Raw genomic sequence first — 23,492 nt, 5'->3', positions numbered from 1 at the left:
GCGGTCAGTGGTGGAAGCTGCCGCCGGCGAGCGACAGCTTGGCTCCGCCGATCACGTCGACCGCGCCGCGGGCGGCGTCGAGCGGGGTGGCGTACGGCTGGTAGTGGTTGGCCACACTCAGATAGCTGCCGTCCGCGCGCCGCATGACGTGCAGGAGCCGGCCGTCGATGAGAATGACGACAGGAGAGCCCTCGGCGGCGCGGTCGGCCGTGCCGGTGGGCACACCCTGGATACGGCGGCCCCGATATATCTCGTCGAAGGCCCCGGCGGCCGGATCCGGGCCCGGCCCCGCCGGGCCGCTGCCCCTGCCGGATTCGGGCTTCCCGGCCTGCGACGTCCCGGCCGTGATGATCGGGTGCAGCGCCGCGGTCGTGCCCGTGACCGCGACGGCGGCGGTGAACGCCGCCCGCAGCACCCGACGGCGGGTGTGGGCGGATGGCGACGCTTTGCTGCCGCCCTTTTCTCTGGCTTCGCTCATGCTCAGCTCTCCTCGATATCGGCCGAGACGGCCGGACCGTGTGAGGAGCGGCGGTATAGCGCCGCATTCCGCCCGGATGGGCGGCGCCGACTGTCCGTCAGCTATGCACCATCATCCTGCTCCCGGCGTGAGGCGCTCGCTCATCCCGGCAGCCGGAGTACAGAACTCCATTCGTGCGGGTGGCGTTTGCCTCCGACCCGTGACGAACGAAGATTCGGTAGCCGTCGGCGGAAGTCAACCTGGAGTTGGATATTCACCCGATCTGACGCTCCGACGGATTCCCGGACGGTTCTGACCGGCGCACGTTTCCTAATGGACTATCAGAAGAGGCCCGGTCGTCCGGCTGCTCCTACTTTCTGAATTACCGTCCGGAGAAAGTGCTCCGCGCCGGTAACGTCGCAGGAGGAGCAATTATGGCCCACCGACGCCAGAGGCTGACTGGTGCGTGTGTCGGAGCGGTCACCGCCGGTCTGCTCATGCTCGGGATGACCCACACCGCCGTCGACGACATGCGCAGCGCGGCGGACACCTCCGATCCGGCACCGCCGTCACCGGCCCCCGGACCGCCGGGGCCCGGATCGGCCGGAAGTGCGCCCCCCGCGTCGACCACCGGGTACACGCCGATGGGGGCGTTCACCTCCTCCGGAGCCGACGGTGTGCAGCGGATCGCCGATCTGCAGCAGTGGCTGGGCGGCACCCATCTCACGGTGGGGCACACCTACCTCCCCGGTGACAACTGGGACAACATCGAGGGCGAGCCCGAGCTGCTGCAGCCGTGGGCCAAGTGGAAGAAGGCGGAGCCGGACCGGCTCTTCGTCCTCAACGTGCCGATGCAGGAGCGCAACGAGCGGCACGTCTCCGACGACCAGGTGCGGTCGCTGCTGCGCTCCGGCGCGGCGGGCCGCTTCGACAGCCACTTCACCGAGCTGGCGCGCCGGCTGGTGGCGCTGGGTGTGCCCGACACCGTTGTCGTGCTGGGCTGGGAGATGAACGGCACCACGTACACCCACCGCTGCGGGCCGGATCCGGAGTCCTGGAAGACGTACTGGAACCGCATCGTGACGGCCATGCGGGCCGTGCCCGGCCAGAAGTTCCGGTTCGACTTCACCCCCAACCGCGGCCAGGACGCCATCGGCTGGACGTCGTGCTACCCGGGCGACTCCGTCGTGGACATCATCGGCATGGACTCCTACGACCAGCCGCCGGGCGACTCCTTCTACGACCAGGTCGAGGAGCCGTTCGGCCTCCAGACGCAGGTGGACTTCGCCGCCCAGCACGGCAAGCGGGTCTCCTACCCGGAGTGGGGACTCTTCCGGAACGGCGACAATCCGGACTACATGCGGATGATGCTGCAGTGGATCACCGATCACCGGCCGGTCTACCAGACGCTCACGGACTACTGCCCGCACGGTGTGTGGCAGTGCACGGACAACCCCAAGTCGTCCAAGGTCTTCCGCTCGTTGAACTTCGCCCGCATCGAACCGACGCCGACGCCGACGCCGACGCCCGTACCGACACCGAGCGTGACGTCCACGCCCACGACCACACCGAGCGTGACGCCGACGCCCACGGTCACGCCGAGCGGGACGCCGACGGACAGCACCACCCCGACGGAGTCCCCGGACCCGACCGCGACCGTGACCCCTGCGCCGGGCGACGTCGCGCCGCCGAAACCGACCGTGACGCCGCCGCCGGCGACCTCGACGGAGACGCCGACGGAGACCCCGTCCGCTGCCGCGCCGGTTCCTTCCGACGTGACGGCGCCGGTGGTCACGCCCGCGCCGGTGGACACGCCGGCGGCCACCCCGACCGTCGATCCGGTCCCGGCTGCCACTCCGCTGCCCGCCGCGGTCGTTCCGGTGGTCGCCCCGGCGCCCGCCCCCGGTCTGAGCCCGGTGCCCGGTCTGAGCCCCGCCCCGACCCTCAGTCCCCTGCCGACTCCGGGTACCGAGCCGGGTACGGCCCCGGCGCCTGCCATCGCCCCGACCGTCATGGTGCCGGTGCCGGTGACTCTCCCGATCGGTGCGCCCTGCACGCCGACAGCGGAGCCCGCCTTCAGCCCCGCCCCCAGCCTGTCGCCCGCCCCGCTTCCGCCGTCACCGTCGCCGTCGTCCGTGACGCCGTCGCCGATCGCCACGGCGGCCGGGCCTGTGTGCACCGCGGTGCCGGTCGGGCTCTTCAAGCCCGCTCCGACCCTCAGTTCACCCGTGGCGCCCGCCGAGGTCTGCCTGCCGCTCGACATGGGAGATGAGTTCAAGCGCCAGTTCGGCACCGGAAAGCTGTGCTTCCGCGTCGAATGGCAGACCCCGAAGAAGAGCTGACCGGCACGCGATTCGCCCGGCGGCAAGCCGCCGGGCGTCCGCATGGGTGACCGGTTGGGCCAGTGGAGTGACATCGCGGAACCAAACCGGAGATGGGCAGTTGATCAGTTCGCTTCAGTGACAGGAACATAGTTTCAAGAAGGGCGAACCGTGCTTAAGAAGTTCATGGCCAGTGCAGCAGTTGCCGTCTCCATCGTCGGTCTCTCCGCCATGGCTGCCCCGCAGGCGCTGGCCATCGGTAACGACGGCGCAACCTCCACGACGAACGGCAACGGCTCCGAGCAGAGCTACGGCAACACCCACACCGACGGCCAGATGAGCCCCCAGGTGGGCCTGGTCCAGGGCTCGGTCAACAAGCCGTGCATCGGTCTGCCCGTCAAGGTCAACGTCGGTTCGCTCATCGGCTTCGTGCCGATCACCGCCCAGGACATCAACGTCCTGTCGTCGCCGCAGAACCAGCAGTGCACCGAGAACTCCTCCCAGATCAAGGGTGACGAGCCGCTCTCGCACATCCTCAGCCAGATCCCGGTGCTCTCCGGCAACGGCGTCGGCAACAACTGACAGCCGACTTCTCATCGCCTGACGGTGGCCGCGTACCCGGTACGCGGCCACTGTCATGTTTTCGGGACGTCTTCGCCTTTCCCGGGCACCCGGTTGGCTCACCCTGTAGCCGCCAATCCCTTCCTGGCGGGCGCAGGCGTCGAATGCGCTGCGCTCAGGGGCTGTTCGCCGTCGGCCCCGACCGAACCGGACAGTGCGACACGCCGGTGCCGATAGTTGACAGGTTGCGGCCTCACCGTTCGCTTTCGACGGTTGACGAGTACCCCCGTCTGTTCAGCGAAGGGAAATCATCGTCATGCGCACCCACCGGACGACCGGCGTGATCGTCTCCACCGCCCTCGTCGGCGCACTCGCATTCGGCACTGCCGGAACGGCATTCGCCTCCCCCGACGTCGCTCCCACCGGCACCTTCGCCGGTCGCACCGCCCCGGCGGCACCTGATCCCGCGGCCCTCCTCGCCCAAGTCACCTCCCTCGGCAACGTCGGCGCTGTGCTGACGCCGGTGACGGACGCGGTCAAGGCCGTGCTCGCGGCCCCCGGCAACAAGCTGACGCCGGAAGAAGCCACGAAGCACGCCGACGCGGTCAAGGCCGCGATCGACGCCGCGGCCAAGGTCCCCGCGGCGCCGGCGGCCGTACCTGCCGCACCGGCCGCGCCGGCCGTCCCGGCGGCACCGGCAGCCCCGGCAGTCCCGGCCGTCCCGGCAGCGCCCGCGGTACCCGCCGTGCCCGCGGCGCCCGCGGTACCGGCCCTGCCCGGCGTGTCGACGCACGGCGTCAGTGCCGCGCACACCTCGGCACCGCGTGCCAAGGACCTCGCGGGCGACGCGCTGGCCGGTCTGCAGAAGGCCGTCGACAGCCTGCTGAAGGCGGCCACGTCGGGTGACGTGGCGGGTGTCCTGACCAGCGCGCTCGCGACCGTGACCGGCCTGGTCAACTTCCTGGTCTCCACGGTCCTCGGCGGTGCGCTGCCCGTGCCGGACCTGCCCGGCCTGCCGACCCTCCCGGCGCTTCCGACCCTCCCGGTCCCGCTCCCGCCGCTTCCCCTCAAGGGTGCGACCGGCTGACACCTTCAGGACCCCCGACGACCTGCGGCGCGCGGATGGACGCGCGCCGCAGGTCGTGGTCTTTGCCGGTGCCGCGGGAGTGCCCGCAGGGATGCCCGCCGGGCAGGACGTCTCAGACCTGCTTCGCCCGCCAGTTGTTCAGCCGCGACCGCCAGGTACGCACCACCGGCAGGTAGCGGCGCACCAACCCGGCCGCCCGGTCCCGGAGCGCGGCCCGCGCCACCTGGAGTTCGAGGACGGGCGCGTGCAGCGGTGACGTCATCAGTAGCCGCTGGTTGCTGACGAGGTCGGGGCACCACGGGAGCTTGTTCGGTTCGTTGCCGCGCAGCAGGCTCAGCGCTCCGCCGCCGCCGGAAGCGGTCGCGTGACCGGCTCCGTTCCTGATCAGCATGGTGGTGAGATCGGCCTTGGTGGCGCGCAGCCGGGGGTCGGCGCCGAAGAGGTAGCCGCCGACCAGCTGCGGCGAGAGCACCTTGAGGTCGGCCGCCAGCACCTCGCCGTCCAGCCGGTATTCGGTGAGGACGGCGTCGCCGCCGGCGACCATGTGCCGGCCGGCCCGTTTGAGGTGGTCGGCGAAGCGCGGCCTGACGTGCTCCGGGGTCACCCCGCGCCCCTCCCACTGCAGGATGTGGAGGCGGAGCAGGTTCTCGACGGCCGTGGGCACCTCGTGCTCGGGAACGACGTGCTCCTCGATGCCCAGGGCGTCGAGCTTGCGCACGTAGGCCCGCGTGCGCTGGCCGCGGGAGGTGGACATCCGGGTGATCAGCTCGGCCAGCGGAACTCCGGGCAGCTCCATGCAGACGGAGTCCGCCAGCCGCCGCTTCGGTCCCTGCCAGCAGTCGTAGAGCCGTTCGGCCGCGGCGCCCGGCCGGACCTCGCGCAGGTCGATCAGCGCGCCGCGGGCCGCGCGGCGCAGCCCGGCGGCCATCGCGGTGGCGGCGTCGTCGGTGACGTTGTCGTCGAGCAGCACGTCGGAGAAGTCGGTGATGCTGCCGCCCAGCGGCACCAGGACGGGCAACGGCCGGTGGGCCAGCATCAGCGGGGCGGCGCCGATGAGTACGCCGTCCTGCCGGACGAGCAGGACCCGCAACCGGCGCGGCCGCCCGTACGACGTCCACCAGGAGTGCAGCCAGGAGTGGCTCTGGAACGGGGTGGCGGTCCTGCAGTGCCGGTGCAGTCGCCCCCATTCCTCGCGCAGGTCGGCGAAGTGCCGCGGGTCGCGGCACATCGTCACCGAGCGGAACGCGGTGGTGTCGCCCCCGGTCATCAGGCCATTTCCTTGACCGGCGGGTGGATTTCCTGGGCCGGGGCGGGAACGACCGCGTGGCCGGCCGCCCGGCGGCCGCGGTTGCCGGGGCGGACCAGCAGCACCAGCGCGCCGACCAGCCCGCCGGCGCTGCCGCCGACGGCACCGGACAGCGCCGTCGAGGGCGAGGCGGGCGACGCGGGCACGGCGGCCGGGGAGAACATCAGCAGCCGCACCCCGGTGTTGGCGGCGTTCCGGTTGCCGGTGCCCGTCAGCGCGTTCGCCACGGCGTTGGCGATGTCCGAGGCGTTGCGGGCCCGGGAGCCGGTACCGGTGATGGCGATCATCGGGGCGTCGGGCGAGGTGGCCACCTGCACGTTGCGGCGCAGGTCGGCGAGGGGCACACCCGCGTCCTCCTGCGCGTCGGCCAGGACCGTGGAACCGGTGATGACGCGCCCGTAGGCCTGCGCGAAGCCCAGCGCGGTGGCCGGGTCGGAGTGCTGCTCCGGCACGACGATGACGTAGCTGGTCGCGGAGTACTGCGGCGGGGTGACCAGGCCGTAGCCCAGGCCGCCGGCCAGCCCGAGGCCGATGCAGAGCGGCAGCGGCCACCAGCGCGGCAGCCGCCGCGACGCGTCCCGCAGCCGGGTCGGCGCGCTGGGGGCGTGGGTTCGGGTCTCGTCCATGGGATCGCTCTTTCTGTGGGCTCTGGGTCAGGGCCGGGCGGCGGCGAGTGCGTACAGGGCGGCCAGGCGGCCGGCGGTGCCGGCGATGTCGTAGTGCCCGACGGCGGACGGCACCGGAAGGCGGTGCGGTCCGGCCTCCTGGTGCTGCCGCAGGGCGGCGCCGAGCGCCTCGGTACCGGCGCCGATTCGCCGTGCGCCGGGCGCGTGCGCGGCGGGCAGGTCGTCGATGGCCGGGCAGGTGACGTACAGGACGGGCAGCCCGGCCGCGAGGGCCTCCAGGACGGCGAGCCCGAAGGTCTCCTCGCGCGAGGCGGAGACGAACAGGTCGACGGCACAGAGCAGCGCGGGGAGGGCCGGCGCCGTGCCGGGGTCGTCACCACCGCCGGTTTCGCCCAGCAGGTGGATCCGGTCGGCCGCGCCGAGCCCGGCGGCCAGGTTCAGCAGGGCGTCGTGCTCGGGGCCCGCGCCGGCCAGCAGCAGATGGGCGCCGGGGCGGCCGGCGATCGCGCGCACCAGGAGGTCGAAGCGTTTGCCGGACACCAGCCGGCCGACGCCGCCCACCACGAAGGCGTCCTGCGGAAGTCCGAGTCGGGTCCTGGTGGCCGCCCGGACCTCGGCGTCGAAGCAAAACGCTCCGGCGTCGATGCCGTTGGGCACCGTGTGGATCCGCGGGCCGGGGATGCCCCAGGCGCGGAGCCGTTCCGCGACGGTGTCCGAGACCGCGACGGTCGCGCTGCCCAGCCGCTCGGTGCCCCGGTACAGGGCGCGGGTGCCGCGGGTGAGGGGGCGGCCCTCGATCGTGCTCTCCCCGAGGGAGTGCTCGGTGGCGACCACGGTGCGCACCCCGGCCAGCCGGGCGGCGATCCGCCCGTAGACGCAGGCACGGTAGAGATGCGTGTGCACGACGTCGTAGCGGCCGGCGCGGATCAGCCGGGTGAGCCGGGGCAGCGCGGTGAGGTCCCGGTTCCCGGTCATTCCCAGGTGGGTGACGGGCGTGCCGTCGGCGCGGATGCCCTCGGCGACCGGGCCCGGATGGGTGAGGGTGATGACCTCGCAGGACAGCGGCAGATGCCGCAGCAGCAGGCGCAACTGCTGCTCGGCCCCGCCGATGCCGAGCCCGGTGATGATGTGCAGGACCTTCATCGGCCGTCCTGCTCGACCCGGGGTTCTGGGGGGACCGGCGCACCCTCGGTGGCGCGGACGTCCGCGGACTCCCGGGTGCCGGCGGCGTCGCGGGCGTACGGCAGCGCGGCGTAGCGGGCTTCGACGGGCAGCGGGTGGCGGCGCAGCAGGTGCTGCAGGCGCTTGAGGTGAAGGCGCAGGGCGGTGTCCCGCTCACCGACGTAGGCGCGGGGCAGCGCGTGCGTCCCGATCAGCGGTCCGGCTCCGACGGCGCAGGCGTAGGTGTATCCGGCGGCGCGTACGGAGTTGACGACGCGGGCGTCCACCGTGCCGTACGGGTAGCAGAAGCCTTCGGGGGCCTTCCCGGTGATCTCCTGGAGCAGGTCGCGGCTGCCGCGTACCTCCTCGGCCAGCACGTCGTCGGCGGTGGCCGTCAGGTTCTGATGGACGAGGCCGTGGGAGCCGATCTCCATGCCGGCGGCGGCCGCGTCACGGATGCCCTCCTCGGTCAGCAGCGGTTTGCGCGGCCCCAGTTCGTCCCAGTCGTTGCCGCCGCCGAGCCTGCCGGGCAGGACGAAGACCGTGGCGGAGTGCCCGTACCGGCGCAGCAGCGGTACCGCGTGCTCCACGAAGTCGGTGTAGCCGTCGTCGAAGGTCAGCCCGACCATGCGGTTCCCGCGCCCGTCCGCGCGGGCGCGCAGCAGCTCCGCCATGCCCACCCCGGCCAGACCGCGCCGGTTCAGCCAGCGCAGTTGCTGCTCCAGCCGGTCGGGGGTGACCGTGACCTGGTACGGATCGTCGGCGCACTCCCCGACGGAGTGGTACATCAGGACCCACGGCGCGGTCCGTCGGCCTCGTCTGGAGAGTTGGTCGCGTCCGGCGGGACGGTGCGGGGGTACGGGGGCAGGTGCGATATCAGCGGACATGGGGCAGCTTCCGTTTCACGGTGGCGAGCAGGTGCGGGACTTCCGGCACCCGTACGGCGGCGGCGGCCGCGGTGAAAATGGCGGGCACCACGAGACAGCAGACGGCGGTGGACACGAGCGGTCCCGGCAGCAGGCGCGCGGTCGCCCAGCCGGCCCCGGTGGCGGCCGCGGCGGCCACGACGAGCCGGCCGAGACCCGCCGCGACCGTGCGGGTCCTGATGGCGATCACCTGGGCGCCGAGGCCGCGCAGCAGTAGCACGGCGGTGGCCGTGATGCCTGCGGCGTTGGCGCCGGCGATGCCGTAGATGCCCCAGTGCCCGACGGTGACGGCTCCTGCGGTGATGGTGATCAGCAGTCCTGCGCCCATGGCGGCGGCCGGGTACCAGGTGGGCCGGGCGGCCGAGAAGAACGGCCGGACGAGGGCTCCCACCATGCTCTGGCCGAGCAGGCCCAGTGCGTAGACCCGCATCACGGACGCGGTCGCGGCGGTGTCCGCCGCGTCGAATGCGCCGCGCTGGAACAGGAGTTGGACGATCTGCGGCGCGCAGGCGATGACGAAGGCGGTGCCCAGCAGCACCACGATGCCGGCCAGTGTCAGATCGCGTTCCACCCGGCGCCTGGCCCGGTCCTGTTCGCCGTTGGCCAGCGCCTGCGCGACGACCGGGAAGGTGACCGTGACGATCATCAACGAGAGCACCATCGGCAGTTGGGCGACCTTCTGCGCGTAGTTCAGATGCGAGATGGCGCCCGCGGGGAGCGAGGCGGCGAGGAACCGTTCGATCAGCACCTGCGCCTGGCGGCAGAGGCTGAAGATGATGACGGGCGCCAGCAGCGCGACCCCGAGGGGCGCGGGACCCGCACTTCCGGCGGCCCGCGCGGCGGCCCGCACGGAGCGACGTGGCCGCGTGCCGCGCGGCGGCAGCCGCCGGAGACACGACCGGAGTTGGACGAGCACCATCAGCAGGCCGCCGACCGCGACACCCGCGGCGGCGGCGCGCACCCCCCAGCGGGCGTGGAGCAGCAGCAGGGTGGCGATGATGCCGACGTTGTAGACGACGTAGATGGCCGCCGGCGGGACGAACCGGCGGTGGGCGCGCAGCGCGGCGCTGAAGTAGCCGGTGACGCCGAACGTGAGGACGGTGGCGGCGGTCAGCCGGGTGCAGTCGACCGCGAGGGCGGGGTCCTTCAGGCCGGGCGCGAGGATCCCGACCAGCACGGGCGCGCCCAGTTCGAGCAGCACCATCGCCGCGGCCAGGATGAGCAGCAGCCGGGGCAACGTGGCCGCCAGCAGCGCCCGCACGGGGTCGGGACCCGGTCGCGGTCCTGGTCCCGACCCTTCTGCCTGCTCACGCCGGGCCAGGGCCAGGCTGAACGCCGGGATCAGCAGCAGGGCCATCGCGTCCTCGATGAGGACGGTGGAGGAGAGTTCCGGCACCGTCCAGGCGACCAGGAAGGCGTCGGTGGCGGGCCCCGCGCCGAAGAGGTGGGCGATCGTCTGGTCGCGGATCAGCCCCAGCAGCGAGCCGAGCGCGGTGAGCGCGGCGGTGAGGGCCGCGGCCCGCGCCAGCACCCGCCCCAGGCCCGACGGTCGGGGCTGCTCCTGCGCCGGGACGACGGCGGGGACAGCAGCCGTGACGGCAGCGGTGACGCCGGTTCGGGCCGGGTGCGCGGGGGGTTCTGGCGGCGCCGTGGTGTCCGTCATCGGGCGGCCCCCGGGCCGCGCCGTCCGACGTCGCCGCCCGCGCCGGCCGCACTGCCCATGCCGTCCGCCGGGCGCAGCGCCCACGCGGCGGCCAGCCCGAAGAGCATGGCGGTCAGCACGGTCGAGGGGCCGCCGATGTCCGCGTACAGGAAGTCGACGCACTGCCAGAGGAGCAGCCCGGTCGCGATCAGCCCGCACTCGGTGCCGCGGCCCGCGCGGCGGGCACCGGCGAGCCGGCTCAGGCCGCCCGCCAGCAGGGCCGCCCAGCTGCCGACGATCAGGGTGACTCCGATCAGCCCCTGCTCGCTGAGGATGAGCAGGTACATGTTGTGCGGCGACAACAGGGGTTCGCGCGCGAACTCCTGTCCCGCGCCCGCGGTGTCGCTGCCGGACGACAGGGCCAGCGCGGCATGCCCGTCGCGGTGGGCGGGGAAGCCCTTGAGGCCGACGCCGGTGGCCGGCCGCTCGCGCCACATGTCGGTGGCGGCGGCCCACAGGCTGTACCGGTCGGTCACCGACGAGTCGGGTGCGTCGGTCACCTGCGTGATGCTGGCGACCCGGTCGCTGATCAGCTGGGAGCCCACCCCGGCGCCGCCGACCAGCACCACGCCTGCGGCGGCCGTCACCGCGAAGATCCGTACCGCCTGCCGCCGGCCGGCCAGCACGATCATCACCGAGCACGTCAGCACGGTGGCGATCCAGGTGCCGCGGCTGAAGGAGAGCACCAGCGGGACCACGAGCGCGGCGGCGCACCCCAGTGCGGCCGGGCGCAGCCCGCGGGGGGAGCCGGGCGCCGCCGGTGCGAGGGCCACGCCGACGGCGATCACCAACCCATAGGCGACCACCGTGGCCATGCCCATCACGTCCGACGGCCCGAAGGTGCCGACGGCGCGGATGTTCTCGCCGACGTACGAGGCACCGGTGCCCGTCGCGTACTGGTAGACCCCGACCGCGCCCTGCACCAGGGCGAGCAGGACGACGGAGCCGGCCACCACCAGGAAGTCGCGGCGGGTGCGCAGCAGGAGCACCAGCGCGGTCGGCACGAGGACGAACACCTGCAGGTACCGCACGAATCCGGCGACGCTGGCGGCCGGATCGCCGGAGGTGACGGTGGCCACCGCGACCGCTACGGCGGGCGCGCCCAGGACGAGCGCGGCGGCCGCGGTCAGCGGACGCGTCCGCGCGCGCAGCGCCCGGACGGCGCAGAAGGCGACCAGCACGCCCGAGGCCGCGTCGGCGGGCGTCATCTTCCCGGAGGCGCTCACATCGCCCGCGCCGATGGGGGCCGCGAGCAGCAGCACGGTCGCGACCGCGGGCAGCAGCGGCCCCAGCCAGGCCCATCGGTGGCCGGCGCGGCCCGCCGCGGGACGGGCCGACGCGTGCCGGGCGGGGCGGAGCGCGGTCTCCGGGACGGCGGTCACGGTCAGCTCCCCCCGAACCGGAAGAGCGCCGTCGCGGTGCGCAACAGGATGCGGATGTCCTGCCACAGCGACCAGCTCTCGATGTAGTGGTTGTCGAAGCGGGCCCGGTCCTCGATGGAGGTGTCCCCGCGCAACCCGTGGATCTGCGCGAGGCCCGTGATGCCGACGGGCATCCGGTGCCGGTCCTGGTACCCGGGGTACGTCTGCCCGAACTGGCGGACGAAGTAGGGCCGTTCGGGCCGCGGGCCGACCAGGCTCATGTCACCGCGCAGGACGTTCCACAGCTGCGGCAGCTCGTCCAGCGAGGTGCGGCGCAGGAAGTGGCCGACGGCGCTCATCCGCCGGTCGTGGGAGACGTTCCACCGGGTGGCGGACTCCCGTTCGTCGCTCGGCCGCAGGGTGCGGAACTTCAGGAGGGTGAACGGCCGTCCGCCCAGGCCGACGCGCTCCTGCCGGAAGAGCACCCCGGGGCCGTCGGAGAGCCGGACGGCCAGCGCGCTGACCGCCAGGATCGGGGCCGCGGGGAGCAGCGCGAGGAAGGCGAGCACGGCGTCCAGGACCCGCTTGGCCACCAGACCGACGCCGGGGCGCGGGTAGGGGTCGAGGCGGGCGCAGGCGAAGCCCCACAGATGGCCGGCCGCGGGCCGGCCCGCGGTCCTGGAGCCTGGCCCCGACGTGACCTGCCACAGGCAACAGCCCCGGGCGGCGAGCAGCCGGACCAGGTTCGCGGCCGCCGGATTGCCCGCCGGGGTGCCGGCGAACACGGCGTAGCGCACGGAGTTCTGGATGATCGCCCGGCGGATGTCCCCGACGGAGGTGAGCACGGGCAGCGGCGAGTCCGCGGCCGCGGTGCTGTACCGGTACGGGTGCACCACACCGACCGGCCGCATGCCGTACTCGGGGTGCGCGTACAGCACTTCGGCCACCTGCTGGACGACGGGACCGGCCCCGATGAGCAGCGTCGAGCGCGGGTGGCGCCCCGCCGACCAGCGCTGGAACCGGTAGACCACCGCGCGCGCGGCGCAGGCCAGCAGGCTGGTCGCGGCGATCGTGGTGAGCAGGACCGGCCAGCCGGGGGAGTGCGCGGGGCGGACGGCGGCGAGGGTGGTGGCGGAGGCGCACCAGGCGAGGGCCGAGCAGCCCAGCAGCGCGGGCAACTCGTCGAGCGCCGCCGGGTCGAGGCCCGTGCGGTACAGCCCGGCGTAGGTGTGCAGGAGCGTCAGGACCACCAGGAGCGGGCCGAGCAGCAGCACCGGGGAGCCCGGGCGCAGGGCCAGCACCCCGGCGGCGGCCAGGCAGTCGGTGGCGACGAGCGGGACGACCGCCCGGTGGCGGACGGGGACCCTTGCGTGGGCCGGCTGCGATACGGCGTCGGACGGCCCCCGGGGTGGTGCGATCGGGGCGCTGCCGGCGGGCGCGGCGGTGGTCCGCGTCACGTTCCGGGCTGGATGGGGCGCCTTTGCGCTCTCCGTCGTCATCGCGTGATGCGTTCCCTGCACTCGGGTTGCGACGGATCGAGCAGGTCGCGATAGAGCTCCGCGACCGACGCCGTCGTCCGCCGCACGTCGTAGGTGGTGCGCACGTGGTTGAGGGCCCGGCGGGCCGCGGTGGCGCACACGCCGGGGTTGGTGAGCAGGCCGAGGAGCGCCTGGGCGAGGGCCGCCGGATCCTCCGGCGGCACCAGGCAGAAGCGCTCCTGGCCGGGTGGCAGGCTCTCCCGGGCGCCGTCGACATCGGTCATCACCACGGGGCGGCCGCAGGCCATCGCCTCCAGCGGGGCCAGCGCCATCCCCTCCCACCGGGACGGCTGGACGACCACGTCGGCGGCCCGGTACCAGGGGGCGGTGTCACCGGTGGCCCCGGCGAAGAGCACCCCTTCGGGGGCGTCCCGGAGCAGCCGGTCGCGGTCGGGCCCGTCGCCCACCAGGACCAGCCGCGCGTCGGGCAGGCGGGCGGTGACCTCGGGCCAGGCCCGCAGGAGCAGGTCCTGGCCCTTCTGCGGACACAGCCGGCCCACGCAGACCACCAGGCGGTCGGCGGGACCCAGGTCGGAGAGGGCGGGCAGCGAGGCCCGCAGTCCGGGTGCCGCGTCCGACGGGCCGCCGTCGGGAGCGAAGCGGTCGAGGTCGACGCCGTTGGGGACGACCGCCCAGCGGGCGTCGATTCCGGCGCGCTCCCCCGTTCGCCGCTCGCTCTCGCTGACGCAGAGAACCCGGGTGGCCCAGCGCGCGGCCCACCGCTCCCAGCGGACGGCGGCGTACGCGGTCGCCCCGCCGACCGCCTCGAAGGACCAGGCGTGCGGCTGGAACACCGTCGGCACCCGGCCGCGTACCGCCAGCCGGCCGGCCAGTCCGGCCTTGGCGCTGTGGGCGTGCAGCAGATCCGGCCGCACCTCGCGGACCACCCGGCCGGCGCGCAGGGTCTCGGCGGCGAGTCCGGGGCCGGGCGAGCGGCCGGCCGCCCAGGGCACCACCTCGGCGCCCGCCTCGGCCGCGTCGCCGGCCAGGCCGCCGCCGGGAGGGCAGGCCACGACCGCACGGATCCCGTCACGTACCTGGGCCCGCACCAGGTCGGTGACGACGCGGGCGACACCGCCGTCAACAGGCTGAACGAGGTGGAGCACCGTCAGCCGGCCGGGTTCCTGCTGGTGTTGCGGCATCGCGCGCTGTTCTCTCTCTCCGCGACATGAAGAAATGGGGGTGTGTGCCGCCGTGCCCTGTCCGCGAAATCGGCGGTCTGTCTCGGTATCAACGAGGGGCCTGCCGGGCAGGTAATCCTTGTCCGGCGCGCCGGCGCGAAATGGGAGCTCAGTGCCGCTGCCGGCCAACGGCGGTACCTGGTGCAGCGATCGGCGCCCGCCGATCGATTGACGAACTCCTGTTCGTCCGTTCACGGAATGGCTGGTTGCTCTCCACAGTCAACCACCCGAACAGGAATGCACCGTGACAGAGTCCGGGCTGAAAATCACGTGGGACGCGCTGACCATGGGTGACAGCACATTCTTACGACCAACTGATCAACCATCACACCGTGTTGACGAATCGGCCATTTCTCGAATGCGTTCGCGAAGATGCTCCGGAATCCCGAACGCGCCCTCGAATCAACGGCGATCGGCCGGTCCCGAGTAACACGCACACCTGCGCGGGATTTCACCTTCCGGAGGAGATACCCCCGGGCCTATTGATGCGTTGATCACGCTGTTGGTCCATCCGGGCCAACGCCGCGTCGTCTCTCCCGTAGACGCGTTGTCTCTCCAGTAGAAATGGACGCTCCATGTCGCGTTTTGCCAAGGCCACCGTTCTGACCGCTTTCGCCGGTGCCGCTGTCGCCGGTGCGTCCGGTATCGCTTTCGCGGACGCCGGCGCCCACGGTGCCGCTGTGGAGTCGCCCGGTGTCGGCTCCGGCAACCAGATCCAGGTTCCGGTGCACGTGCCCGTCAACCTGTGCGGCAACTCCGTCACCGTGATCGGCCTGCTCAACCCGGTGTTCGGCAACGTCTGCGTCAACCGCTGACCGAACCGCTCGTTGGCCGGACTGGGGCCGTCACCATTCGGGTGAAGGGCCATAACCAAACCTGCGATGGGCGGTTGATCAGTCCGACCCGGTACCGGGGCAATCTCGCACAAGAAGGACTAATCGTGATCAAGAAGTTCCTCGCCACGGCTGCGGTGGCTGTCTCCGTCGTTGGCGTCTCCGCCGCGGTGGCCTCGCCCGCGATGGCCATCGGCAACTCCGGCGGAACCAGCACCACCAACGGGAACGGTTCCGAGCAGTCGTACGGCAACACCTACACCAGCGGCTACATGAGCCCCTCGTTCGCGCTCGTCCAGGGTTCCCTGAACAAGCCGTGCCTCGCGCTGCCGCTCAAGGGCAACGTCGGTTCGCTCATCGGCGTGGTGCCGATCACGGTCCAGGACATCAACGTCCTGTCGTCGCCGCAGAACCAGCAGTGCACCGAGAACTCCTCGCAGATCAAGGGCGACGAGCCGCTGTCGCACATTCTGGACCAGATCCCGGTCCTGTCCGGCAACGGCGCGCACAACAACTGATCCGCATTGCCTGAAGGCCCTGGCCGTCGGTGATCACTGACGGCCAGGGCCGTTTTTGTGCCCGAATTTCGTACCTGGATCCGTATTCAGCACGGCAATTCGTGAATTATGGAAGCCGAAGTTACGGCATTCGGGTGGATGATCACCGCAGGTGAACATGGAGGGTTTCTCCAGCCATCGGCGGTCGTTACCCCGGATGGTAGCGGTGTCACGGGCGGCAAGAAATTCCCCCGGGCAGCACGACGGTCGTGACTGTGATCGACACCCCTATGGAAAGGGAGCTCAACGTGAAGTACTCGAAGGTTGCCGCAATCGCCGCCGGAACGCTGATGGTCATGGGTGGCGCGGCCCCCGCTTTCGCCGACGCCGGCGCCCAGGCCGAGGTCTCGCACTCCCCGGGTGTGCTGTCCGGCAACGCCGTTCAGGTCCCGATCCACATCCCGGTCAACGTGTGCGGCAACACGGTCAACGTCATCGCCCTGCTGAACCCGGCGTTCGGCAACACCTGCACCAACAACTGACGTTGGTCCCCAGCCCGTGAGGGCAACCCGTTGCGGCCCCGGAGCGCTAGCCCGTGCTCCGGGGCCGCAACGGTTCCGGCGTGCGAGAGACCTTCCCGCGCGCTTCACCAAACACCCCACCAAACACCCCAGGCAGGGAAGAGAGACGATGCGACAGGCCTTGAGCAGGAGTCTGATCACCGTCGCCGCCGCGAGCGGAGTGCTCGCCGTGACCGGCGGCTACGCGCACGCTGATACGGAGGCCCGTTCGACGACGTCGAACTCGCCGGGCGTGCTGTCCGGCGACAGCATCCAGGTCCCGGTGGACGCACCGGTGAACCTGTGCGGCAACTCGGTGAACGTGGTGGCGCTGCTGAACCCGGCGTTCGGCAACGGCTGCGCCAACGAGTCGGCCCCGGCGCACGAGCGGCACGCGTCGGTGCCCGCGCAGCACGCCGGAACGCCCGCGCACGAGAGCGCCCACCACGGTGAGCACCACGGTGCCCACCACGGCATGCGGCACCACGAAGGGAACACCACCTCGGGCTCGCCCGGTGTGGGTTCCGGCAACAACGTCCGGGTCCCGGTCCAGGCGCCGGTCAACGTCTGCGGCAACACCGTTGACGTGGTGGCCCTGCTGAACCCGGCCATGGGCGACGAGTGCGGCGCGGACGCGCCGCCCCCGCCGCCGACGCGCCACCTGCCGCCGCCGGTTCACCACACCCCGCCGACGACGCGGCACATTCCGCCGGTCGAGCACGTCACGCCGCCGTTGCACGCGGCCGCGATCCGGCCCGCAGTACCGGTACGCGCTCAGCTCGCGCAGACGGGTTCTGAGGACCTCGGTACGGCCGGGGCCGTCAGTGCCGGGCTGCTGCTGAGTGGCGCAATGCTCTACCGCCGAACGCGCGCCGCACGGGTCCGATCGAATTGATCTGTTGACGCGGTGGGGAAACGGCCTGCCCCGGTGTCTCGCGACAGGAGATTCGCGAGATGCCCGAACGGCAAATTCGCCGGCGGCTGGGGGCCCACCGCGGGCAGACCGTGCGCAGGAATCTGCGGACTCCTCGTGCGTCTTCGATAGTAGGGGCCGGACACCACGGTCCCCCTGGCCGAACCGCGACTTCACGCGAACGAGAATATGTCATTTCGCTTGTTTCAAATGCGTTCGCCTGTTTCCGGTTCTTCCGTTCGGAAATCAACGAACGTCAATTGATACTAGAATTGCATGAGTTCTCACTTTCGAGTGATTGCCAAGAAGGATCTTTCCTCATGGTTTCTGTTGTGCGGCAGGGTCGTTAGCCAGGGGGACTACGGCGTCGTGAGCCATCCGTCGCTCACGCGGCCACCACCTCTGTGGTCGCCGCAGACGCCGCTACCGAAAGGGTTGACCGTGAAGTACTCCAAGGTTGCTGTGGTCGTCGCCGGTTCCGTGATGGCCATGGGTGCCGCCGCGCCGGCGTTCGCCGACAGCGCGACCCCCGTGATGCCGACCAGCATCAACGGCGGCCTCGACCAGGCCTTCGCGGCGCAGCCGCTGCAGAAGGCGGGCGACGCCAGCCTCGGCCCCGTGGTGGGCGCGGTCTCGCAGACCACCGACAAGCTGCGGTCGGACACCTCCACCGACTCGCTCCTGGGCCAGACGACCGACGCCGCCAAGAACCTGACGCCGGCGCTGGCCGGCGCCGCCAAGGCCACGCAGCTGCTCGGCGGCCTGCCCCTCGGCGGCTGACTTCACCGGCCGGCGTCACCCTTCGGGGCAATTTCCGCCAATGGAATGAAGCACCGGAACCAAACCCGTTCTCATCGGTTGATCTCTTCGCCCCGACTAGGGCACCCCCGCACACGAAGGACTGATCATGATCAAGAAGTTCCTGGCCGGCGCTGCCCTGGCGGCATCCGTTGTCGCCGCCGGTGCCGCCTCGGCGCCGCAGGCGATGGCGATCGGTGACGAGGGCGGCACCAAGACCGTCAACGGCAACGGGGCGGAGCAGTCCTACGGCAACACGCACACCGACGGCACGATGAGCCCGCAGATGGGCCTCGTGCAGGGCTCGCTCAACAAGCTCTGCGCGGGCGTCCCGGTCAAGGGCAACATCGGCTCGCTCGTCGGCATCCTGGTTCCGATCACTGCCCAGGACATCAACGTCCTGGCGTCGCCGCAGAACCAGCAGTGCACCGAGAACTCCTCCCAGATCAAGGGTGACGAGGCCGCCTCGCACATCCTGAACCAGATCCCGGTGCTCTCCGGCAACGGCGCGCACAACGGCTGACCCGAGCCGCGCACCACTCCGGGTCGCCGGCCCCTCTCCTTCCGGCGACCCGGCCCCCGACCGCGTGTGGTCAGCGCGTGTCGAAGTCGTTCACGGGCGGTCTCCCGTACTGCCCTCGGGGAGCGAGTCGGCGAGATAGGCGGCGAGGTCGGGACGGTCCGGCGCGAGCATGTGGCGTACCCATGCGTCGCGTTCGTGGAGCATCGGCGGCAGCTCCCAGACGCAGCCGATCAGCGTCGGCTCCAGTCGGACGAAATGCGTCGGGTCGTTGTCCGGGCAGCCCAGCACCGGCTGGCCGCCCGCCGCCCCGGCGAAGTGCAGAGCGTTGTCCCAGGCCCAGCTGTACGCGTTGAGGTACGCCCCGTCGTCCCCACCCCTGTGGAGGACGATGAAGGTGGCCTGCGGCGTACCGTCCGGCTCGGGCAGCAGCTCGGGGAGGATCGCGTACGCGGCCTTCTCGACCTCGGGTTCGATCCCCGCCGGGTCGGCGGTGACGTGGTACCGCTTGATGTGCCGGCCCCCCACCTCGACCGGTGGCAGCACCCGCAGCAGTTTCTCCGTGAAAGCCATGGCTGGACCGTAGAGGCCCTTCACTGACACCTTGTGTCAGTGAAGTCCAGCCGTCTGCTCTCCGTCCTGCTGCTGCTCCAGACCCGGGGCCGGATGACCGCCGCCCAGCTCGCACAGGAGCTGGAGGTGTCGGTCCGGACCGTCTACCGGGACGTCGACGCGCTGCACGCGGCGGGCGTGCCGCTCTACGGGGACGCCGGGCACTCCGGCGGCTACCAGCTCCTCGCCGGCTACCGCACCCGGCTGACCGGACTGAGCGCCGGCGAGGCGGAGGCGCTCTTCCTCTCCGGCATCCCGGGCCCCGCCGCCGAACTGGGACTCGGCTCCGCCCTCGCCGGCGCCCAGCTCAAACTGCGGGCGGCGCTCCCGCCCGAGCTGCGCGTCCAGGCCGAACGCATGCAATCCAGGTTCCACCTCGACGCGCCCGGCTGGTACGCGGACGACGCTGCCGTCCCGCATCTTCCGCAGGTCGCGGACGCGGTGTGGCACAGCCGGGTGCTCGACGTCCGCTACCGCCGCTGGAAGGCGCCGACCGATGTCGACCGGCGGCTGGAGCCGTACGGGCTGGTGCTCAAGGCGGGCCGCTGGTACGTCGTCGCCGGGCCGGGACCGTCGACGTACCGCGTCGACCAGATCCTCGAACTCACTGTGCGGGACGAGGAGTTCCAGCCGCCGGAGGACTTCGACCTGGCCGGCTACTGGCAGCGCTACCAGGCCGACTTCCACGCCCGTCTGTACCAGGGCGAGGCACTCGTCCGCCTCGCTCCGCGCGCCGCGTCCCGTCTCACCGGAGCCGCCGCCCACGCCCTGGCCGCCACCGGAACCCCGGAGCCGGACGGCTGGATCCGCGCGGTCCTCCCCATCGAGTCACTCGACCACGCCCGCGGCGAGTTCCTCGCCCTCGGCACGGACGTCGAAGTCCTCGGCCCCCCGGAGCTGCGCTCCCGCCTCGCCGAGACCTCCCGGATCCTGGCGGAGCGCTACGCCCCCGCGTGACGGCCGCACGGGCACGAACCCGGGCACGAACCCGGGCACGAACCCGGGCGTGAATCCGGACACGAACCGGGGCACGAAGCCGGGCACAATGACGCTGTGCTGCATGTGCGAGTGATCAGTCCCGTGGAACGCACCGACGAGGTGCTGAGGATCGCCGTCGACTGCCCCGCGGTGGTCAACGTGATCAGACTGCCCGGCGCCGCGTACGCGCCCCGGGGCGACTTCGTCGAGTTCGACGTGGCCAGGGAAGCGGCCAACGGCGTGCTCGCGCAGTTGCGGGGGCTGGGGTTGAAGGACAGCGGCGGCATCACCGTCGAGGAGCTGTATCTGTCGATCTCCACCGCCGCAGAGAAGGCCGAGGAGATCGCACCGGGGGATCCCGACGACGCCGTCGTCTGGGACGAACTGGCCGCGCGCACCTCCGCCGAGACCCGACTCACCTGGGCGTTCCTGGCCTTTCTCGCGCTCGCGACGCAGATCGCGGCGATCGGCGCGCTGCTGGACCAGCCGATCCTGATCGTCGGCGCGATGGTGCTGGGCCCCGAGTTCGGGCCGGTGGCGGCCGCCTGTTTCGGCTTACTGCGGGGCGATCTGCGGCTGATCGGCGCGGCCGTGCGCACTCTTGTCATCGGTTTCGCCGTCGCGATCGCGATCACGACGGCCTGCGCGGTCATGAGCCGGCTGCTGGGCTGGATCACTCCGGCGATGCTGGACAACAGACCGACGACCGACTTCATCATCCATCCGGACAAGTGGTCGTTCATCGTGGCGCTGTTGGCCGGCGTCGCGGGAATCCTGTCGATGACGGCAGGCAAGTCCGCCGCTCTGGTGGGCGTCTTCATCTCGGTCACCACCGTCCCGGCGGCGGGCAACATCGCCGTGGCGATCGCCCTCGCCCACTGGCACGAGGTCGCCGCCTCGTTCCAGCAGCTCGGCGTGAACCTCGCCGGCATGCTCCTCGCCGGCACGGTCACCCTCTTCCTCCAGCGCTTCCTGTGGAACCGCTACGGCCTGCACGTCATGCCGGCCGCCGCCCGGACGGCTCCCCCGCAATGAATCCAGGAAGTTGACGCAAGACTTTGATGGACTGCCGTATGTAGACGGCAAGCCGGCGGAAATATTCGGTAGGACCTTGTGGAACCGGGAGTGCGGTCCTACTGTCACCTCACCCTCATGGCATCCGCTTCGCCTTGCGGGTCTCAGGCGCGCCCTCCCGAGAGAAACGAGCATGCGATGTCACGGAGCATCACAGGTGCTGTGGCGAAGTGGTCGGAAGGACCGCGGCGAAGGTCCGCGGTGGTGGTCGCGTCGGTGACCGCGGCTGCCCTCGGGCTCAGCGTTCTGGCGGGTGGGACGGCGTTGGCCGGACCTGGCGCGGGCGGCGGTCCGGGCGCGGGGAGCGGGCCGGGCCCGGTGGTGACGCGCGCCGCACTCGATCCGGCGCTGGTCGCGGGCCGTGGCGCAAGCGTGGGATTCGCCGAGCAGGAGGCGGAGAACGCCGCGACGAACGGCACGGTCATCGGTCCCGGCCGCACCGCCTACACACTGCCGGCGGAGGCGTCCGGTCGTCAGGCGGTCTCGCTGACACCGGGCCAGTACGTCGAGTTCACGCTGCCGGCCGCAGCCGATGCGATCACCGTGCGCTACAGCATTCCGGACGCGCCGGGCGGCGGCGGGATCACCGCACCGCTCGACGTCACGGTCAACGGCAAGAACCGGACAACCGCGACGCTGACGTCGCAGTACGCGTGGCTGTACAACCAGTATCCGTTCTCGAACGACCCGAACGCCGGGCTGCTGCACCCCGACTACTGGGTCACCGAGTGCGCCTGCGTGCCCGCCGCCACGACACCCGCCCCGGAGTTCGCGACCCCGTTCCGCCCGAACCACTTCTACGACGAGCAGCGGCTGCCGCTCGGCAGGAAGTACCGCGCGGGGGACAAGGTGCGGCTCACCGTTCCCGCCGGGAGCAAGGCCGCGACCACCACCATCGACCTGCTCGACTCCCAACTCGTGGGCGCGCCGCACGTCGCGGTCGTCGCGGCGAACGTGCTGGCGTTCGGCGCCGACCCGACCGGCCGGCGCGACTCGGCCGACGCGATCGACCGGGCGATCGCCTTCGCGCAACGGACGCACCTCAAGGTCTACATCCCGCCGGGCACGTACCAGGTGAACCGCCACATCGTCGTCGACAACGTGACGATCGAGGGCGCCGGCAGCTGGTACACGATCATCAAGGGGCACGAGGTCGCCCTCACCACTCCGGCGCCCGACGGTTCGATTCACAGCGGTGTCGGTTTCTACGGCAAGGACGCGGCGGCCGGCGGCAGCACCAACGTCCACCTGTCCGGCTTCGCCGTCGAGGGCGACGTCCGCGACCGCGTCGACACCGACCAGGTGAACGGGATCGGCGGCGCGCTGAGCAACTCGACGATCGACGGCCTCTACATCCACCACACCAAGGTGGGCATGTGGTTCGACGGCCCGATGACGCATCTGCGGATCACCGACAACGTCATCACCGACCAGATCGCCGACGGCCTCAACTTCCACACCGGCGTCACGCACTCGCTCGTGTCGAACAACTTCATCCGGAACTCGGGTGACGACGGCCTCGCCATGTGGTCCGAGAAGACCGGGAACGCCGACAACACCTTCGACCACAACACCGTGCAGACACCCGTGCTCGCCAACGGCATCGCGATCTACGGCGGCACCGACAACACGGTCTCGAACAATCTGATCGCCGACCCGATCCGGGAGGGCAGCGCCATCCAGGTCGGCTCCCGCTTCGGCTCCGAGGCGTTCACCGGGCACCTGTGGATCACCGACAACACCACGGTCCGCGCCGGCACGTACGAGCTGAACTGGAACATCGGCCTCGGGGCCATCTGGTTCTTCGCGCTGGAGAAGAACATCGACGCGGACATCCGGGTGACCGGGGACAACTTCCTCGACAACACCTACAACGCGATCATGCTGGTCTCCGACTGGCCGGTGAAGGACCTGTACTCGATCACCAACGTCCACTTCAAGGACATCAGGGTCGACGGCACGGGCACATCGGTGGTCAGTGGCCGCGCCGCGGGATCCGCGACGTTCGAGAACGTGGACGCCCGCAACGTCGGGGCGGTAGGGGTCAACAACTGCGGCTCGTTCCACTTCACGCCCGCCGGCTCGGAGTTCGCGCTGACCGATCTCGGTGGCAACGACGGGGGCGGTACGACCGGCCCCTGGCTCGCCCCCTGGGAGCTGCCGAACACCATCACCTGCGACGACCGGCCGGCGGTCGTCGTGCCGCCGGCCCCGTCGGCGTGGTGACGTCCCGCCGGGATCCGTTGTAGTCGCCCTCCCGCCGGCTCCACCGTCGCGGTCCGGCCGGTCGCGTACTCCCTCGGCGAACTCGCCCGGCTCCTCGGCCGCGAGGACGAGGCCACCGCGCACTTCGCCCGTGCGGCCGGCGTCGCCGAACAGTGGAACAGCACGCGGGGACGCCCGGCGTGACGTCCGGAAAGTGACGTCCTGAACGGGTGTGCCGCAGGACCGTCGACCGCACACTGTGTTCGTCCCGCTGC

General features: G+C 71.6%; 22 protein-coding genes. 12 read left to right on the top strand and 10 right to left on the bottom strand.

All coding sequences use genetic code 11. The annotated features are described in order from the left end of the window. Window positions 1-4: 4 nt before the first annotated feature. A complete protein-coding gene (locus AC07DC_RS07585) occupies window positions 5-478 on the bottom strand; it encodes a tyrosinase family oxidase copper chaperone (RefSeq protein ID WP_478912869.1) in 474 nt (157 codons plus the stop codon). A 413-nt stretch (window positions 479-891) separates the two neighbouring features. Between AC07DC_RS07585 and AC07DC_RS07580 the strand changes: the two genes are divergently transcribed. The 3 genes from AC07DC_RS07580 (at window position 892) to AC07DC_RS07570 (ending at window position 4,426) form a co-directional block, all read left to right on the top strand. Further along, on the top strand, window positions 892-2,799 hold the full coding sequence (locus AC07DC_RS07580) for a glycoside hydrolase family 26 protein (protein WP_478912867.1): 1,908 nt from the start codon (window positions 892-894) through the stop codon (window positions 2,797-2,799). A gap of 150 nt (window positions 2,800-2,949) precedes the next feature. After that, the gene (locus AC07DC_RS07575) at window positions 2,950-3,360 is read left to right on the top strand and encodes a rodlin (RefSeq protein ID WP_478912865.1); all 411 of its coding nucleotides are present in this window, start codon (window positions 2,950-2,952) and stop codon (window positions 3,358-3,360) included. A gap of 295 nt (window positions 3,361-3,655) precedes the next feature. Beyond that, complete coding sequence (locus tag AC07DC_RS07570; RefSeq protein ID WP_478912863.1) at window positions 3,656-4,426, top strand: hypothetical protein; 771 nt, start codon at window positions 3,656-3,658, stop codon at window positions 4,424-4,426. Between the two features lie 112 nt (window positions 4,427-4,538). On the opposite strand, the gene AC07DC_RS07565 is transcribed toward AC07DC_RS07570, so the two are convergent. From AC07DC_RS07565 to AC07DC_RS07530, 8 genes are read right to left on the bottom strand one after another with little or no spacing between them, the layout of a single operon-like run. Further along, on the bottom strand, window positions 4,539-5,693 hold the full coding sequence (locus AC07DC_RS07565; protein WP_478912861.1) for a GNAT family N-acetyltransferase: 1,155 nt from the start codon (window positions 5,691-5,693) through the stop codon (window positions 4,539-4,541). After that, window positions 5,693-6,358: a YveK family protein gene (locus AC07DC_RS07560; protein WP_478912859.1), complete on the bottom strand. Its 666-nt coding sequence runs from the start codon at window positions 6,356-6,358 to the stop codon at window positions 5,693-5,695. Before AC07DC_RS07560 ends, AC07DC_RS07565 begins: the two co-directional genes overlap by 1 nt. 27 nt (window positions 6,359-6,385) lie before the next feature. Further along, complete coding sequence (locus AC07DC_RS07555) at window positions 6,386-7,501, bottom strand: glycosyltransferase (RefSeq protein WP_478912857.1); 1,116 nt, start codon at window positions 7,499-7,501, stop codon at window positions 6,386-6,388. Then, a complete protein-coding gene (locus AC07DC_RS07550) occupies window positions 7,498-8,406 on the bottom strand; it encodes a polysaccharide deacetylase family protein (protein WP_478912855.1) in 909 nt (302 codons plus the stop codon). Before AC07DC_RS07550 ends, AC07DC_RS07555 begins: the two co-directional genes overlap by 4 nt. Then, on the bottom strand, window positions 8,396-10,108 hold the full coding sequence (gene murJ, locus AC07DC_RS07545; protein WP_478912853.1) for a murein biosynthesis integral membrane protein MurJ: 1,713 nt from the start codon (window positions 10,106-10,108) through the stop codon (window positions 8,396-8,398). Before murJ ends, AC07DC_RS07550 begins: the two co-directional genes overlap by 11 nt. Beyond that, window positions 10,105-11,535 (bottom strand): O-antigen ligase family protein, encoded by a 1,431-nt coding sequence (locus tag AC07DC_RS07540; RefSeq protein ID WP_478914055.1) that lies wholly within the window; start codon window positions 11,533-11,535, stop codon window positions 10,105-10,107. Before AC07DC_RS07540 ends, murJ begins: the two co-directional genes overlap by 4 nt. Next, on the bottom strand, window positions 11,532-13,007 hold the full coding sequence (locus tag AC07DC_RS07535; protein WP_478912851.1) for a sugar transferase: 1,476 nt from the start codon (window positions 13,005-13,007) through the stop codon (window positions 11,532-11,534). Before AC07DC_RS07535 ends, AC07DC_RS07540 begins: the two co-directional genes overlap by 4 nt. Further along, complete coding sequence (locus AC07DC_RS07530) at window positions 13,004-14,188, bottom strand: glycosyltransferase family 4 protein (protein WP_478912849.1); 1,185 nt, start codon at window positions 14,186-14,188, stop codon at window positions 13,004-13,006. The genes AC07DC_RS07535 and AC07DC_RS07530 overlap by 4 nt, the downstream gene beginning before the upstream one ends. A gap of 614 nt (window positions 14,189-14,802) precedes the next feature. Here AC07DC_RS07530 and AC07DC_RS07525 point away from each other — a divergent pair. The 6 genes from AC07DC_RS07525 to AC07DC_RS07500 all read left to right on the top strand — a co-directional run bounded on the left by AC07DC_RS07525 (window position 14,803) and on the right by AC07DC_RS07500 (window position 18,351). Further along, window positions 14,803-15,042 (top strand): chaplin, encoded by a 240-nt coding sequence (locus AC07DC_RS07525; protein ID WP_478912847.1) that lies wholly within the window; start codon window positions 14,803-14,805, stop codon window positions 15,040-15,042. A 125-nt stretch (window positions 15,043-15,167) separates the two neighbouring features. Next, window positions 15,168-15,578 carry a rodlin gene (locus AC07DC_RS07520; RefSeq protein WP_478912845.1) on the top strand — a complete coding sequence of 137 codons (411 nt, stop codon included), beginning with the start codon at window positions 15,168-15,170 and terminating at the stop codon, window positions 15,576-15,578. Between the two features lie 287 nt (window positions 15,579-15,865). Then, complete coding sequence (locus AC07DC_RS07515; protein ID WP_478914053.1) at window positions 15,866-16,099, top strand: chaplin; 234 nt, start codon at window positions 15,866-15,868, stop codon at window positions 16,097-16,099. 160 nt (window positions 16,100-16,259) lie between these two features. Continuing rightward, entirely contained in the window at window positions 16,260-17,012 is a 753-nt protein-coding gene (locus AC07DC_RS07510) for a chaplin (RefSeq protein ID WP_478912843.1), read from the top strand. A 459-nt stretch (window positions 17,013-17,471) separates the two neighbouring features. Continuing rightward, window positions 17,472-17,810, top strand: a complete 339-nt coding sequence (locus AC07DC_RS07505; protein ID WP_478912841.1) for a hypothetical protein — start codon at window positions 17,472-17,474, stop codon at window positions 17,808-17,810. Window positions 17,811-17,937: 127 nt separating this feature from the next. Further along, window positions 17,938-18,351, top strand: coding sequence for a rodlin (locus AC07DC_RS07500; protein ID WP_478912839.1), 414 nt, complete (start codon window positions 17,938-17,940; stop codon window positions 18,349-18,351). Window positions 18,352-18,441: 90 nt separating this feature from the next. Here AC07DC_RS07500 and AC07DC_RS07495 read toward each other — a convergent pair whose 3' ends face one another. Beyond that, window positions 18,442-18,921 carry a hypothetical protein gene (locus AC07DC_RS07495; protein ID WP_478912837.1) on the bottom strand — a complete coding sequence of 160 codons (480 nt, stop codon included), beginning with the start codon at window positions 18,919-18,921 and terminating at the stop codon, window positions 18,442-18,444. Between the two features lie 39 nt (window positions 18,922-18,960). On the opposite strand from AC07DC_RS07495, the gene AC07DC_RS07490 reads away from it, so the two are divergent. From AC07DC_RS07490 to AC07DC_RS07480, 3 genes are all read left to right on the top strand, one after another. After that, entirely contained in the window at window positions 18,961-19,917 is a 957-nt protein-coding gene (locus tag AC07DC_RS07490) for a helix-turn-helix transcriptional regulator (protein WP_478912835.1), read from the top strand. Window positions 19,918-20,013: 96 nt separating this feature from the next. Further along, on the top strand, window positions 20,014-20,973 hold the full coding sequence (locus AC07DC_RS07485; RefSeq protein WP_478912833.1) for a DUF389 domain-containing protein: 960 nt from the start codon (window positions 20,014-20,016) through the stop codon (window positions 20,971-20,973). A gap of 177 nt (window positions 20,974-21,150) precedes the next feature. Further along, window positions 21,151-23,238, top strand: a complete 2,088-nt coding sequence (locus AC07DC_RS07480; RefSeq protein WP_478912831.1) for a glycosyl hydrolase family 28-related protein — start codon at window positions 21,151-21,153, stop codon at window positions 23,236-23,238. Window positions 23,239-23,492 lie beyond the last annotated feature (254 nt).

Source organism: Streptomyces sp. NPDC045021 (assembly GCF_056432645.1).
This window is presented reverse-complemented; position numbering and strand designations above follow the sequence as displayed.

Excerpts from the sequence above, each read along its gene's own strand:
- AC07DC_RS07580 (WP_478912867.1), top strand. The coding sequence starts at position 892 with ATGGCCCACCGACGCCAGAGGCTGACTGGTGCGTGTGTCGGAGCGGTC.
- AC07DC_RS07535 (WP_478912851.1), bottom strand. The coding sequence starts at position 13,007 with ATGACGACGGAGAGCGCAAAGGCGCCCCATCCAGCCCGGAACGTGACG.
- AC07DC_RS07585 (WP_478912869.1), bottom strand. The coding sequence starts at position 478 with ATGAGCGAAGCCAGAGAAAAGGGCGGCAGCAAAGCGTCGCCATCCGCC.
- AC07DC_RS07570 (WP_478912863.1), top strand. The coding sequence starts at position 3,656 with ATGCGCACCCACCGGACGACCGGCGTGATCGTCTCCACCGCCCTCGTC.
- AC07DC_RS07525 (WP_478912847.1), top strand. The coding sequence starts at position 14,803 with ATGTCGCGTTTTGCCAAGGCCACCGTTCTGACCGCTTTCGCCGGTGCC.
- murJ (WP_478912853.1), bottom strand. The coding sequence starts at position 10,108 with ATGACGGACACCACGGCGCCGCCAGAACCCCCCGCGCACCCGGCCCGA.
- AC07DC_RS07530 (WP_478912849.1), bottom strand. The coding sequence starts at position 14,188 with ATGCCGCAACACCAGCAGGAACCCGGCCGGCTGACGGTGCTCCACCTC.
- AC07DC_RS07480 (WP_478912831.1), top strand. The coding sequence starts at position 21,151 with ATGTCACGGAGCATCACAGGTGCTGTGGCGAAGTGGTCGGAAGGACCG.
- AC07DC_RS07500 (WP_478912839.1), top strand. The coding sequence starts at position 17,938 with ATGATCAAGAAGTTCCTGGCCGGCGCTGCCCTGGCGGCATCCGTTGTC.
- AC07DC_RS07565 (WP_478912861.1), bottom strand. The coding sequence starts at position 5,693 with ATGACCGGGGGCGACACCACCGCGTTCCGCTCGGTGACGATGTGCCGC.
- AC07DC_RS07560 (WP_478912859.1), bottom strand. The coding sequence starts at position 6,358 with ATGGACGAGACCCGAACCCACGCCCCCAGCGCGCCGACCCGGCTGCGG.
- AC07DC_RS07555 (WP_478912857.1), bottom strand. The coding sequence starts at position 7,501 with ATGAAGGTCCTGCACATCATCACCGGGCTCGGCATCGGCGGGGCCGAG.
- AC07DC_RS07550 (WP_478912855.1), bottom strand. The coding sequence starts at position 8,406 with ATGTCCGCTGATATCGCACCTGCCCCCGTACCCCCGCACCGTCCCGCC.
- AC07DC_RS07495 (WP_478912837.1), bottom strand. The coding sequence starts at position 18,921 with ATGGCTTTCACGGAGAAACTGCTGCGGGTGCTGCCACCGGTCGAGGTG.